Consider the following 11962-nt stretch of genomic DNA (forward strand, 5'->3'; position numbering starts at 1 on the left):
CGATCACATATCACCGAGCCCTAGATGGGCGCGATGTCGCAGCGAGACCAGAGCGCCTTCGCGTCTATCCCGCTTCTCCATGCAAGACCCGGACGGCTCGTCCGCCTCAGGGCTTGGGTGCGGTCGGCGGGGCCTTCGCATCGGTGACGAACCGCGCCTCGTACCGACCCTTGGCGGCATTCGCCTCGCAGGTGATCGCGGTCTTTCCCTCGGATGGCGTGCTGAAGCTGCAGGAGCCGACGGCGACGAGCGGCCCACGGACCACCCCTTCGCTGGTCGTCTCGCTCGGCACAACGAGGTTGATCGGCTGAAGCGCGTCGGTCTCCTCGGTGCGCTCCTGCTGTGCGCCGCTGCCGCTGAAGCTCAGGCCGCGCCCATCCCATGCCGAGAAATCGAAGCTTGCCCGGTTGCGGGACACGGTGTTCATCATCGTGTCCTTGCAGTTCTGGGTGATGTCCAACCCTGCGACGATCAGCTTTTCGCAAGAGCCTTCTAGCTTGATCGCCGTCTGGGCCGATGCAGGAACCGCCATCGCAAGCGCCAGACAGAGGCCGGGCAGGCTCGAGCGGGTCGCGGGCCGGAGGAAAGAGGATCGTGTCGTCATCACGCAGATGTATGTCCCCCATTCGATCTGTCGAGGGCCGATCGCGTCGAACCGCGTCATCTCAGGCTCCGAAGCGCGAGGCGCGATCATTGGGCGCGTCGAGATCGAGTTCGGGGCCTTTCGGCACGATGCCGGTCGGGTTGATGGTCGGGTGGCTCTCGTAATAGTGGCGCTTGATATGGACGAGATCGACGGTCCCGGCGACGCCCGGCAGGGCGTAGAGGTCGCGCAGGTAGTGCGACAGGTTCGGGTAGTCGGCGATCCGGCGCAGGTTGCACTTGAAGTGGCCGACATAGACCGGGTCGAACCGCACCAGGGTCGTGAACAAACGGATATCGGCCTCGGTGAGCGCCGAGCCGCACAGGTACCGCGCCCGGCCTAGGCGCTCGTCGAGGGAATCGAGTTCCGCGAACAGGGCGTCGAAGGCTTCCTCGTAGGCCTCCTGCTTCGTCGCGAAGCCGGCCTTGTACACGCCGTTATTCACCGCGTCGTAGACCCGTGCGTTGATTGCATCGATCTCGGTGCGCAGCGCCTCCGGATAGAGATCGGGTCCAGTCCCGCCGAAGGCGTCGTTCAGCATCCGGATGATCTCGGAGGATTCGTTGGACACGATGGTACGGTGCTGCTTGTCCCATAGGATCGGCACCGTGACCCGGCCGGTGAAGTCGGGCACGGCCGCGAGGTAGACCTCATAGAGGCGTCTCGCACCGTTCACCGTATCGGGGGTCGCCCCCGGCGTGTCTCCGAAGACCCAGCCGTCCGGCCCCATCAGCGGATCGACCACCGAAACGGAGATGGCGTCCTCGAGACCTTTCAGTGCGCGGACGATCAGCGTGCGATGGGCCCAAGGGCAGGCGAGCGAGACGTAGAGGTGATAGCGCCCGGCCTCGCCCGGAAAGCCGCCTTCGCCGGACGGGCCCGGCTTGCCGTCGGCTGTGACCCAGTTGCGGAACTTCGCGTCGGTTCGCTTGAAGCGGCCGCCGGTCTCCTTGGTGTCGTACCACTTGTCCTGCCAGACGCCGTCGACCAGAAGTCCCATGCCCGATCCCTCTCCCGTGCTTGGCTCGATTCAGATGGGCCACGCATCTTCGCCGAGTAGGGCCGGACGACTGGATTGCGCGTCGTCCCGCTCCATCTGGCGGGAATGAACGAATCCCCCGGCGGCCCTACATCCGATCCCCTTATCCTCACGCTGGAGATGGACAAGGCGGCCTTCGCGCATTTCGACGGGTTGAGGCGGCGGCATTTCCCGGAAAAGCTCAACCATATCCCGGCCCATGCCACCCTGTTCCATCATCTGCCGGGCCCCGAGGAGGAGGGCATCTCGAGGACGCTCGCCGAACTGACGGCCGCCGAGCCGCCGGTCGTCGTAGAGGTGACCGGTCTGCGCTTCCTCGGGCGCGGCGTCGCCTTCACGCTTGCCTCCGACGTCCTCGCCTCGGTCAGGGACGGCATCGCCCGGCGTTACGGCGATGCATTGACCGCGCAGGATCGACAGGGCTGGAGGCCCCACGTCACCATCCAGAACAAGGTTTCGCCGGAGGCCGCGCGTGCCCTGCATCGGTCGCTGGAACGGGATTTCGAGCCGTTCCGTTTCACCGCGACGGGGCTTCTGCTCTGGCGTTACCTTGGCGGACCATGGCAACAGCAGGGACGCTTCGCCTTCGGGTGGGCAAGTTCGCCTTCGGGCGTGGAAATCGATCGAAGGACGAACGGATGATGAAGGCCGCACCATGAAGGCTCCGCTTCCGACCTATCTCAACCATCCGCTCTTCGACCGGGCCACCGCCCTGTGGCTGCGTCTTCGCCTCAACGAGGTCGGCCCCCTGGTGGCCCTGCTCGGCGTGAGTTGTCTCGGCTACGGCTTCTTCTATCTCGCCGACGAGGTGGGGGAGGGATCCACGGCCGCCCTCGACCGCAAGATCCTTCTGGCCCTGCGCAACCCGGCCGACCTGTCCGACCCGATCGGACCGCGATGGCTGGAGGAGACCATGCGCGACATCACCGGCCTGGGGAGCGTCTTCACCATCACCTTCGTCACGCTGAGCGCGGTGGCCTATCTCGCCACCACCCGCCGGCACCGCATCGCCGTCTTCGTTCTGGGCGCCATCGGCGGGGGGCTCCTCGTCTCCACCGTGCTCAAGATGTTCTATCACCGGCCCCGGCCGGATCTCGTCCCCCACGGCATGGACGTGTTCACCGCGAGCTTCCCCAGCGGCCACGCGATGATGTCGGCGATCGCCTACCTCACCCTGGCGTCGCTTCTCGCCCGCGTCGATCCGAACCGGTCCGTGAAGGTGCTGGTCCTCATCGTCGGCGTCGGGATGACGCTCCTGGTCGGCGCCAGCCGGATCTATCTCGGCGTTCACTGGCCGAGCGACGTGCTCGCCGGCTGGTGCATCGGCGCGGCATGGGCCTCGCTCTGCTGGTTCGTCGCGCTCATTCTCCAGCGCAAGGGAGAGGTCGAGGCCCCCGATCCGCCTCCCGGATGACAGCCTTCCGTGCTTTGACGCGTCGAACGACGGCGTGGCGCATTGCGGCCCATCGATCCCCTGACCTATGGTCCCGCGCATGAACCTCCCCACCCCCGACCTCGCACTCGACCTGCCGTACCGGCCCTGCGTCGGGATCATGCTGATCGCCCCGAAAGGCGGCGTCTTCGTCGGCCGTCGTCGCAAGGAGGCGGGGCCGGAACATGTCGACGGCAACCTCGCCTGGCAGATGCCGCAGGGAGGGATCGACGAAGGGGAGGCCCCACTGGCGGCTGCGCTGCGTGAGCTTCACGAGGAGACCAACGTCTCGCCCGGTTCCGTCACGCTTCTGGCAGAATCGTCCGGCTGGCTCGCCTACGACCTGCCGCCGGCCGTGCTGAAACAGGCCTGGAAGGGCCGTTATCGCGGACAGACGCAGAAGTGGTTCGCCTTCGGTCTCGTCGGGCCGGAGACCGAGATCGACGTGATTTCACCTGGCGGCGGTCTCCACAAATCGGAATTCGATGCCTGGCGCTGGGAGCCCATGGCCGGACTGCCCGATCTCATCGTGCCGTTCAAACGCCCGGTCTACGAGGCCGTGATCGCGGAATTCGCGGGCCACGCCGGTTGGAGCGAACAGGCACAGAGGGCCGCTCCGTCGCAATGACGCGATTGTGGTGGATCCCGGTTTCCCTGGTTCTGGCGTGGTTCGTCTATACGCTGACGCCGTTCTGGATGCTCTACGACCTTGCCCGGGCCGTGCAGGCGCGGGACGTCGGCTATGTCGAGCGGCACGTCAATTTCCGCACCCTGCGCCAATCCATGATCCGGCAGGTTTCGGCAGCGGCCGCTCAGCCGCGCGGCGAGGCCGGTGCCGAGGTCCCACTCTCCCCGGACAAACAGAGACTGATCGAGGCCGCTGCGGCCCTCGCCGAACCCTTGACCGAATCCCTGGTCACGGCACAGTCGGTCATCGACCTTCTCGATGACGGCATTCCTCAATCCCTCGATCTCGGCCCCCTCGGTGGGGATGGGGCGTGGTTGAAGGCCGAGCACGCAAGCAGCGCCGCCGGGTTGAAGATCGAGACGATCTTCCGGCTGGTCCCGTACTACTTCGCCTCCGACATGCGGGGGTTTCGTGCCCTCGTCATCGCCGTACCCCCCGAAGCGCCACGGGCGCAGCGGTTCCGCCTGCGCCTTCGCCTGCGTGGATGGTCGTGGCGGCTGGTCGAGATCGAACTACCGAGCGAGCTGCGGAACCGCATCGCCAGCAAGGTCGCCCGTGCCCGGAACCGGCCCGACCAGGATGCCGCGCCAGCTTCTTCTCCCTAGGGCATCGCCTCGATGCCCGATCGGTGCGGGTCCGGACGGTCCGTCTCTTCAATGCACCGTGTCGGGAAGCCGGCGGTTGGTGAAGCGGGCATTGCCGAGGCCGGTACCGATGGTGAGGACGCCCCACCGCGCGACGTCGGTCATGTCCGACATGGCCGACAGGCCCTGCACCACGGCGTCGTTGTGCATGAGCACCATGGTGTCATGATCGCCGATGGTGGGGATCGCCTCGACGAGCCGCTCGGTAAGGTTGAAGCGGCTGCTCTCCCAATTTCCGGGAAGGTTCTGACCGCCGCGTTCGATGGTCCCGTCGGCGGCGATGACGCCGGGGCACCCTACGCCGATGAACGGCGCGAGCTTCAGGCGCGATCGCTCCGCCCGCGAGATCAGGTCGTTCAGCATCGCGATCAGCCGGTCCACCGCCTCGTCACGGCTTGGAGCCGGATCCTCGTCGCGGTGACGCCAGAGTTCCGAGCGCCAGATTTCCGCGCGTGACAGGTCGGAGGCCTTCTTCAGGTTCGTGGAGACGACTCCGGCCCTGATGTTGCTCCCGCCGATATCGACGGCCAGGAGGCTGTCGTAGCCCGAAAAGATCCAGGATGGCGCGAGGTGCACGGCTCCGATCAGCCCCGCCTCGTCGGGATGATGGCGGATCGGTTCGAGCTTCAGGTTGAGGCCGCCGGCCCGGAGGATCACGCTGGCTCGGTCGATGGCCAGACGTCCCGCGAGACTGTCGCTGAAACCTCCGCCCACGACGATGCTCTGCGTATCGCGCCACCCCTTCTGGCGGAGAAAGCGCCGCACCACGGTGGCGAACTCCTGCGCGAATTCCTCGACCGCGCCGAAGACTACACCGGCGGCGAGCGGAGGGCCGTCGATCAGCAGATCGTCGAGACGCCGCTTGCTGAAATCGTGGCTCGCTTTCGCCCCCAGCGGATCGGGGCCGAGCTTGCGCAGCTTTTCCCGCCAATCCTCGATGAGATCCCGGAACGCCGCCTTCGACACGCGATCGCCGACGAAGCCCTCTCCGTTCTTCAGTTCGATATTGTAATCGTCGAGGACGACCGAGGGCAGATCGTTCGACGCGTGAGAGATGCTCGATCCGCGCGTTGCCGTATCGGTGCCCATGCTCGATCGATCCTTTTCACCAAAGACGAAGGAAACGTGCGGGGGCTCGAGATCGCCCTCGTGGAGACCCGGCCACCGCTGGTCCGCCGCATCGAAGCGGAATGACCAGCGATGCAAGCATTCTTGTCGCAGGTCCGTTCCCTCGGGGGCCCTGTCACAGAGGTTCTACCTGCGGGAACGGCCCTTACGAGGGAAGGCGGTCATTTGGGCTTGGCGGGCGCGGCCTCACCGGTCGGCGCCTTCGGCTGGCGGGCCTCCATCAGGTCCTCCGCCTTCTCCTCGTCCGTATCGCCGCTCTGCTCGATCGCCTTCTCGGGATTGGCGGCCAGCGCCTTGATGATCGTGACGAGACGATCGCATTCGCTCTCGTACTTGTACGTTTCCAGGATGATCGCGGCGTCGCGCAGGGTGCGCAAGTCGCGCACGGCCTGTTTGTTGGCCGTCTCGCGGAGCTCGGTCTTGCCCGCGATGGCCTCTTCCAGCTTCGCTCCCTTCACGTCGCACGCGGCCTTCGCGTTCCCCGTCGTGTAGGCGCTGAGCGTCGTGCCGAAGAGGACGAGGGCGGTGGCGAGAAGGGTGCGCATGGGGAATGGGGCTCCAAGTAGGCGGGCGCGGAAGGCGCTCAGGCGTAATGGGGGAAACGGCGCAGCAGGCCGTTGGCGAGGGCAATGAGTTGGCTCGGCCGATAGGGTTTCGGCACGAAGATTGATTCCGCTACCGCATCCGCCTGCGACAGGCTTCCGCGACCACCCGAGGTGTAGATGACCGGAAGGTTCGGGCGCAGGCGCCGCGCATGACGGGCCAGGGTGAGGCCGTTGGTGTTGCGGGCCAAATCGATATCGGTGAAGAGCAGGTCGATGCGTTCACGCGCCAGGATGTCCTCGGCCTCTTCGGCATCGGCGGCACTCAGAACGCGATAGCCTTCGTCGATAAGGGCCTCGACGGCCAGCTCGCACACCATGGCTTCATCCTCCACCACGAGGACGGTTTCGGCTCCGCGCACGGAGGCGAAGTTCGGCACCGCAAAGGCAGCGTAAGCGACAGGGATCATGACGCAACTCCAACTCACCCGGCTTGGAATGACCATTCCGACGCCGGATCGTCACACCAACGGGGCTCACGGCTTCGATGTTCGATCCCGTTCATTCGAATTGCGCGGACTTGGTAAGCAATGCCTTAACCCTACCGGACCGGTACCGGTCGTCCCGGGACGGAACGGGGCACCGGGCAGGCGCGCGCTGCCATGAGCCGGTCTCGGAAATGAGCCGGTCCCTGTCATGAGCCGTTCCTGGCATCTGGGCTTCGGCCTCATCCTCACGGCCCTGGCCGGCTACGTGGACGCGCTCGGGTTCATCCGGCTCGGCGGCTTCTATACGTCGTTCATGAGCGGCAACACGACCCAGTTCGCCGTGGCGCTGGGGCGCGACACGCCGTTTCTGGCGATCCTGCCGGGTCTCCTGATCGCTGCCTTCGTCCTCGGCGCCCTGTGCGGCGGCGGTCTCTCGGCGTTGACCCCGGCGCGGTGGAGCACGCCGGTCCTCCTCGGCTTCGAGACCGTCCTCGTGTCCGGCGCCTATCTGACGGCGGTGGAGGATCCCGGTCCCGGCCACGCCTCGCTGCTTCTCGCCCTCGCCATGGGCGCGCAGAATGCGGTTCTCGCCCATGTCCAGGGATTCCGGGCCGGCACCACCTTCGTCACCGGGGCGCTGTTCAGCACCGGGCAGAAACTCGCCACCGCCCTGGCGGGGCGCGGCCCGCGCTTCGGCTGGGTCGGTGACGGGCTCGTCTGGCTCTCGCTGCTCTGCGGTTCGCTGGCCGGAACGGTCGCCTATGGCCGCTTCGCGTTGTATGCCCTCGCCATTCCCGCCGGTATCGCCGGTTGTCTCGCCCTGGTCGCGACGGTCATGACCGTCGTGAGATCGGCGCCGGACGCCGCATCCGCGACCTGAGAGGTTTTCACCGATGAGCGTGAGCGCTCCGACACTCTTCGATCATGTCGTCCCGCTGGAGGCCGGCGCCCATGTCACGGGTGCGGTCTGGCTGAAGGATGTGCTGGCGCTGGCGCTGGGTGACGGGGCCGTGCTGCTGGTCGGCCCAGAGACGACCCGGCGCGTCGAGGCCCATCCCGAGGCCGGCATCCTCGTGGCGTCCGGAGATGGCCGCCGGATCGTGACGGGTGGTGACGATGGCCGCATCGTGGCCACGGCGGCGGACGGTGACATGACGCAAGTCGCCGTCGCCAAGGGCGGCGCCTGGATCGACGCCCTGGCGCTTCATCCCGACGGGGCGATCGCCTACGCGGCCGGTCGCAACGTCGTCGCCCGCGATGCCAAGGGCCGCGAGAAAATCTTCGCGACGCCATCCACCGCACGCGGCCTCGCCTTCGCGCCCAAGGGCTACCGCCTCGCCGTGGCGCATTACAACGGCGCGACGCTCTGGTACCCGAATCTCGAAACCACGCCCGATTTCGTGGAATGGAAGGGCTCCCATATCGACGTGACCTGGTCGCCCGACGGCCGTTTCGTCGTGACCACGATGCAGGAGAACTCGCTCCATGGTTGGCGTCTCCAGCCCGATCGCGGCCACATGCGGATGTCGGGCTATCCCGGCAAGGTCCGCTCGGTGAGCTGGTCCGGGGACGGCAACTGGCTCGCCACCAGCGGAGCGGAGGCGGCCATCATCTGGCCGTTCGATTCGAAGGAGGGCCCCACCGGCAAGGCGCCGCGCGAATGCGGGATCCGCCCGGCCCGGGTGACGCGGGTCGCGTTCCACCCCAAGGCCCTCGTCCTCGCCATCGGCTACGAGGATGGCTGCGTCATGCTCGTGCGCTTCGCCGATGCCTCCGAACTCCTGGTCCGGCCCGCCACCAAGGGCGGGGCGATCTCGGCTTTGGCCTGGGACGGGCGCGGCGGCCGGCTCGCTTTCGGCTGCGCGGACGGCATGGCCGGCATCCTGACGCTGCCGGGTTGAGGCGATGGCACTTCTCAGCTTCGGCCGTCGGCGTGACCCGCCCGACGATACCGCCCGGCGCAACGTCGAATCGTGGGTCCGCGCCCTCGTCGAGCCGGAGAGCGTGGTGAAGGTGAACGAGATCCTCTGCCCGGACCCCTCCTGTCCCGGCCTAGAAACGATCATCCTCGTCATGCTGCCGGGGCGGAAGACCCAGGCCGCGAAGGTGGAGAAGCCTCTGGCCGAGGTGACGCGCGCCGAGGTCGAGACCGCCCTGGCGGGTGTGCTCTGATCGTCCGGGAACCGCCGCGCGGCTCGGCCTTTTGTCTGAACGACGTCATGAGGGATGAATCGTGCTTCGTGTGATCCGGACCCTCGGCCTCGCCCTCGGCCTCCTCGGCGGCATCGTCGCCGCGCAGGGGCCTGAATTCGCCCAGCAATACGCGCAGCGGCTCGGTGGCACCCTCGACGAGTTGCGGCGTTCCCTCGCCGCGCTCGACGCCGACGCGGCGGCGAGCGGGACCGACCGGCAGGGCGCCGTCGACCGCCTGCGCGGCAACGGCGACACCCTGGTGGCCCGCCGCGGCGAAGCCGCCCGCGCGGATATCGAGCGCCTCGCGCATCTCGATGCGCAGAAGCGGGCCCTGACGGAGGCAAGCGGGCCCCTGGGACGCTTCGCGGCGCTGCTGCGCGACCCCGACATGTCCCTGGCCCGCGCCACCTACCAGGATTACGTGCCCGCCGTTCCGGCGAGCGCCGACGGGATCATCGCCGGCCTCCTCGGATTTCTGGCGACCTGGGCGGGCTGGCGCGTGCTCACGGATGTCGGACGGCGGCTCAGTCCGGCGCGGCGACAACCCAGGGCCGCCTGAATACACGCGGCGGAGGAAGCGCGTGTGTTGCATGGCATCTACAGCGAATGTCCGCGCCGTGGACTACGACTCGACCGGTAGCGCACGGATGGACTCGTGGCGCCGTTGAACGGCTGCAATCGCACCATGCCCCCCCGCGCGACCACGTCACGACCCCCCATCGACCCGGCCCTCGACGCCGCGGCCCTGCTGCGGCGGGTCGGCTTCTTCGGCCTGTTCGTGCTGCTTCCGGTGGCCGCGCAGGTGGCCCGCCGCGCCACCGTGATCCTGGCGCCCATCGCCATCGCACTCATCGTCATCGCCAGCGCCATCGACGGGAAACAGCGGCCGCTCCGGCTGACGGCGACGCGGATGCTGACATCCCCGACGTTCCTCGCCGGTGGGCTGGTCATCCTGTGGTCGGCCCTGTCCCTCGTCTGGACGCCGTTCCTCGGCCCGGCGACGGAGCGCCTGCTCAATGTCATCGCCACCATCCTGATGACTCTGGCCGCCTATCTCGCGCTGCCGGACCGGATGCGCTCGGCCAATCTCTATCTGCTGCCGCTGGGCGTCATCGCCGCATCCATCGTCTCCATCCTGTTCGGCCTGTTCGGGGATACGCTCCTGCGCAACATGCCCGAAGATCAGAGCTCGGTGGATCGCGGCCTCACGCTCCTCGCTCTGCTGGTCTGGCCCTCCGTGGCGTGGCTGCGCTCACGCGGGCGCGACCTCGAAGCCCTCGGCACGGCCATCCTCGTGGCGGTCGCCCTCTCTTTCTCCTCCAACGTCACGCAGATCCTGGCCCTCGCCGTCGGCGCGGTGGCGTTTCTGCTCACCACCTACCGTCCGCTCGTCGGCGTGCGGGCCGTGGCCCTGATCTGCGGTGGCCTGCTGGTGAGCGCGCCTTTCCTGCCGTTCATCGCCCGGCCCATCGGGATCGTCGTCTTCGGTCCGACGGCCCCCGGCGTTTTGACCATCAAGGCGTGGCAGAAGGTCGTGACCACCGAGCCGGTCCGCCTCGTGACCGGGCACGGGTTCGAGACCGCCTCGCGCGGCCGGTTCGTGAACCTGCTTCCGAGCAATGCCCCGACGACGATGCTGTTCGAACTCTGGTACGAACTCGGGATCGTGGGCGCCTTCGCCGCCGCCTTCGCCCTCCACGCAGCGATCCGGCATAGCGGGCGCTCGGCCACCGCCGCCGCGCCCGGCGCCATCGCACCGGGTGCGATGGCCATCTTCGCCAGCGCCTTCACCATCGCCTGTATCGGCGTCGGCCTGACGGCGATCTGGTGGATCACGACGCTGACGATCACGGTGCTGGTCTTCATCGCCGTGGAGCGCGGGCAGTTCCGCACGCGTCGTCCCAAGGCCAGCCTGCTCAGGCCGCGCGCCGCGAGCCCGCGCCCCGCCAACGACGATTGACCGGAGCGGGCGGCCGCAGCATTCGAGCCTCAGCCTTCCGCCGCCGCTTCAATGGCGGTCATGTCGTCGTCGGACAGGCCCATATGGTGCCCGATTTCGTGGACGAGGACATGGGTGACGAGGTGACCGAGGGTCTCCTCGTGCTCGGCCCAGTAATCGAGCAGCGGCCTGCGGTAGAGCCAGACCCGGTTGTGCATCTGCCCGGTCACCGTCTCGCCGCTCTGGGCGAGGCCGATCCCCCGGAACAGGCCGAGCAGGTCGAATTCGCTCTCGCATCCCATCTCGCTCAGGGTCTCGTCGTCGGGGAAATCCTCGACATGGACCGTCACGCCTTCGCACAGGGCAAGGAACGTGGCGGGCAGGCGGCCGAGGGCGTCCCGTGCCAGGATCTCCACATCGTCGAGGGAGGGTGACCTGACCTCTGACCAGTCCTGAACGGCTTCGCTCATCGGATCGCCGGGAGGACCCGCTCGTTCAGGAAGGCGGCGAGATCGTTGGTGATGTGGTCGATATGCGGCTCCTTCACCGCCTCCTGCTCGAACGCCTCGCGGAACGGATCGATGGTGCGGGGAACGACGAGGACCGTCGCCATCCCGAGATAGTGGGGCACGACGAGGTTGCGGGCGATGTCCTCGAACAAGGCCGACCGGTGCGGATCGACCCCGTGCCGGTCGAGGAACCGCTCATAGGTGGAGCGCTCGGGCTTCGGGATGAAATCGGCTGCGGCGATGTCGAACACGTCCTCGAAATGGTCGAGGATGCCGAGCTTCGCCGCCACGTTCTCGGCATGGCGCCGGGAGCCGTTGGTGAGGATCAGCTTGCGGCCCGGCAATTGCTCGATGGCGTCGCCCAAGGCCGCGTCGAGGCGGATCGTCGAATGGTCGATGTCGTGGGCGAAATCGAGGAAATGGTAGGGGTCGACCTTCTCCTCCACCATCAGGGCTTTCAGCGTGGTGCCGTAGCGATGATAGAAATGCTTCTGCAGCGCCCGCGCCGAGATCCCGTCGAGGCCGTAGAGCTGCATGACGTAGAGCGTGATCCGCTCGTCGACCTGCGGCCAGACCCGCGCGTCGCTCGGATAGAGCGTGTTGTCGAGATCGAACACCCAGGTGTCGATGGTCGAGAAGCCGCGGGAGCCCGCGCTGGAGAGATGGCTTTCACCGGGAAGGAACAAGGGGGCTGAACGGGGTTCGAGACGGGGGACG

16 protein-coding genes are annotated in these 11962 nt (G+C 67.4%); 9 read left to right on the plus strand and 7 right to left on the minus strand.

Translation table 11 applies throughout. The annotated features are described in order from the left end of the window. Positions 1 to 106: 106 nt before the first annotated feature. Both ACYQML_RS08955 and ACYQML_RS08960 read right to left on the minus strand, forming a co-directional pair. Positions 107 to 664 (minus strand): hypothetical protein, encoded by a 558-nt coding sequence (locus ACYQML_RS08955; RefSeq protein ID WP_419951059.1) that lies wholly within the window; start codon positions 662 to 664, stop codon positions 107 to 109. A gap of 1 nt (position 665) precedes the next feature. Beyond that, positions 666 to 1643 carry a glutathione S-transferase family protein gene (locus ACYQML_RS08960; RefSeq protein ID WP_461235345.1) on the minus strand — a complete coding sequence of 326 codons (978 nt, stop codon included), beginning with the start codon at positions 1641 to 1643 and terminating at the stop codon, positions 666 to 668. A gap of 105 nt (positions 1644 to 1748) precedes the next feature. Here ACYQML_RS08960 and ACYQML_RS08965 point away from each other — a divergent pair, with 105 nt between their 5' ends. The 4 genes from ACYQML_RS08965 to ACYQML_RS08980 all read left to right on the plus strand — a co-directional run bounded on the left by ACYQML_RS08965 (position 1749) and on the right by ACYQML_RS08980 (position 4407). Next, positions 1749 to 2324, plus strand: coding sequence for a 2'-5' RNA ligase family protein (locus ACYQML_RS08965; protein ID WP_461235346.1), 576 nt, complete (start codon positions 1749 to 1751; stop codon positions 2322 to 2324). A gap of 13 nt (positions 2325 to 2337) precedes the next feature. Then, positions 2338 to 3096 carry a phosphatase PAP2 family protein gene (locus ACYQML_RS08970; protein ID WP_056432001.1) on the plus strand — a complete coding sequence of 253 codons (759 nt, stop codon included), beginning with the start codon at positions 2338 to 2340 and terminating at the stop codon, positions 3094 to 3096. Between the two features lie 67 nt (positions 3097 to 3163). Continuing rightward, on the plus strand, positions 3164 to 3742 hold the full coding sequence (locus tag ACYQML_RS08975; RefSeq protein ID WP_461235347.1) for an RNA pyrophosphohydrolase: 579 nt from the start codon (positions 3164 to 3166) through the stop codon (positions 3740 to 3742). Continuing rightward, entirely contained in the window at positions 3739 to 4407 is a 669-nt protein-coding gene (locus tag ACYQML_RS08980; RefSeq protein ID WP_056432005.1) for a DUF2939 domain-containing protein, read from the plus strand. The genes ACYQML_RS08975 and ACYQML_RS08980 overlap by 4 nt, the downstream gene beginning before the upstream one ends. A gap of 48 nt (positions 4408 to 4455) precedes the next feature. Here the strand turns inward: ACYQML_RS08980 and ACYQML_RS08985 are convergent, their stop codons facing one another. The 3 genes from ACYQML_RS08985 to ACYQML_RS08995 form a co-directional block, all read right to left on the minus strand. Next, positions 4456 to 5535, minus strand: coding sequence for an ROK family protein (locus ACYQML_RS08985; RefSeq protein ID WP_461235348.1), 1080 nt, complete (start codon positions 5533 to 5535; stop codon positions 4456 to 4458). A gap of 200 nt (positions 5536 to 5735) precedes the next feature. Further along, positions 5736 to 6119, minus strand: coding sequence for a hypothetical protein (locus ACYQML_RS08990; protein WP_056432009.1), 384 nt, complete (start codon positions 6117 to 6119; stop codon positions 5736 to 5738). A gap of 38 nt (positions 6120 to 6157) precedes the next feature. After that, positions 6158 to 6586 (minus strand): response regulator, encoded by a 429-nt coding sequence (locus ACYQML_RS08995; RefSeq protein ID WP_056432015.1) that lies wholly within the window; start codon positions 6584 to 6586, stop codon positions 6158 to 6160. A 226-nt stretch (positions 6587 to 6812) separates the two neighbouring features. Here ACYQML_RS08995 and ACYQML_RS09000 point away from each other — a divergent pair, with 226 nt between their 5' ends. From ACYQML_RS09000 to ACYQML_RS09020, 5 genes are all read left to right on the plus strand, one after another. After that, positions 6813 to 7484, plus strand: a complete 672-nt coding sequence (locus tag ACYQML_RS09000) for a YoaK family protein (protein WP_056432017.1) — start codon at positions 6813 to 6815, stop codon at positions 7482 to 7484. 13 nt (positions 7485 to 7497) lie between these two features. Continuing rightward, positions 7498 to 8505, plus strand: a complete 1008-nt coding sequence (locus ACYQML_RS09005) for a WD40 repeat domain-containing protein (protein WP_461235349.1) — start codon at positions 7498 to 7500, stop codon at positions 8503 to 8505. Between the two features lie 4 nt (positions 8506 to 8509). Next, positions 8510 to 8776: a hypothetical protein gene (locus tag ACYQML_RS09010; protein ID WP_461235350.1), complete on the plus strand. Its 267-nt coding sequence runs from the start codon at positions 8510 to 8512 to the stop codon at positions 8774 to 8776. A gap of 61 nt (positions 8777 to 8837) precedes the next feature. Then, complete coding sequence (locus ACYQML_RS09015; RefSeq protein WP_461229319.1) at positions 8838 to 9356, plus strand: DUF2937 family protein; 519 nt, start codon at positions 8838 to 8840, stop codon at positions 9354 to 9356. A 126-nt stretch (positions 9357 to 9482) separates the two neighbouring features. Then, positions 9483 to 10757: a peptide ABC transporter permease gene (locus tag ACYQML_RS09020; protein WP_461235698.1), complete on the plus strand. Its 1275-nt coding sequence runs from the start codon at positions 9483 to 9485 to the stop codon at positions 10755 to 10757. Positions 10758 to 10786: 29 nt separating this feature from the next. Here ACYQML_RS09020 and ACYQML_RS09025 read toward each other — a convergent pair whose 3' ends face one another. Both ACYQML_RS09025 and ACYQML_RS09030 read right to left on the minus strand, forming a co-directional pair. Continuing rightward, a complete protein-coding gene (locus ACYQML_RS09025) occupies positions 10787 to 11206 on the minus strand; it encodes a metallopeptidase family protein (RefSeq protein ID WP_461235351.1) in 420 nt (139 codons plus the stop codon). After that, on the minus strand, positions 11203 to 11931 hold the full coding sequence (locus tag ACYQML_RS09030) for a pyrimidine 5'-nucleotidase (protein ID WP_461235352.1): 729 nt from the start codon (positions 11929 to 11931) through the stop codon (positions 11203 to 11205). The genes ACYQML_RS09025 and ACYQML_RS09030 overlap by 4 nt, the downstream gene beginning before the upstream one ends. Positions 11932 to 11962 lie beyond the last annotated feature (31 nt).

It is taken from the genome of Methylobacterium sp. CM6244 (assembly GCF_054817885.1).

Excerpts from the sequence above, each read along its gene's own strand:
- ACYQML_RS08955 (WP_419951059.1), bottom strand. The coding sequence starts at position 664 with ATGACGCGGTTCGACGCGATCGGCCCTCGACAGATCGAATGGGGGACA.
- ACYQML_RS08960 (WP_461235345.1), bottom strand. The coding sequence starts at position 1,643 with ATGGGACTTCTGGTCGACGGCGTCTGGCAGGACAAGTGGTACGACACC.
- ACYQML_RS08965 (WP_461235346.1), top strand. The coding sequence starts at position 1,749 with ATGAACGAATCCCCCGGCGGCCCTACATCCGATCCCCTTATCCTCACG.
- ACYQML_RS08970 (WP_056432001.1), top strand. The coding sequence starts at position 2,338 with ATGAAGGCTCCGCTTCCGACCTATCTCAACCATCCGCTCTTCGACCGG.
- ACYQML_RS08975 (WP_461235347.1), top strand. The coding sequence starts at position 3,164 with ATGGTCCCGCGCATGAACCTCCCCACCCCCGACCTCGCACTCGACCTG.
- ACYQML_RS08980 (WP_056432005.1), top strand. The coding sequence starts at position 3,739 with ATGACGCGATTGTGGTGGATCCCGGTTTCCCTGGTTCTGGCGTGGTTC.
- ACYQML_RS08985 (WP_461235348.1), bottom strand. The coding sequence starts at position 5,535 with ATGGGCACCGATACGGCAACGCGCGGATCGAGCATCTCTCACGCGTCG.
- ACYQML_RS08990 (WP_056432009.1), bottom strand. The coding sequence starts at position 6,119 with ATGCGCACCCTTCTCGCCACCGCCCTCGTCCTCTTCGGCACGACGCTC.
- ACYQML_RS08995 (WP_056432015.1), bottom strand. The coding sequence starts at position 6,586 with ATGATCCCTGTCGCTTACGCTGCCTTTGCGGTGCCGAACTTCGCCTCC.
- ACYQML_RS09000 (WP_056432017.1), top strand. The coding sequence starts at position 6,813 with ATGAGCCGTTCCTGGCATCTGGGCTTCGGCCTCATCCTCACGGCCCTG.
- ACYQML_RS09005 (WP_461235349.1), top strand. The coding sequence starts at position 7,498 with ATGAGCGTGAGCGCTCCGACACTCTTCGATCATGTCGTCCCGCTGGAG.
- ACYQML_RS09010 (WP_461235350.1), top strand. The coding sequence starts at position 8,510 with ATGGCACTTCTCAGCTTCGGCCGTCGGCGTGACCCGCCCGACGATACC.
- ACYQML_RS09020 (WP_461235698.1), top strand. The coding sequence starts at position 9,483 with ATGCCCCCCCGCGCGACCACGTCACGACCCCCCATCGACCCGGCCCTC.
- ACYQML_RS09025 (WP_461235351.1), bottom strand. The coding sequence starts at position 11,206 with ATGAGCGAAGCCGTTCAGGACTGGTCAGAGGTCAGGTCACCCTCCCTC.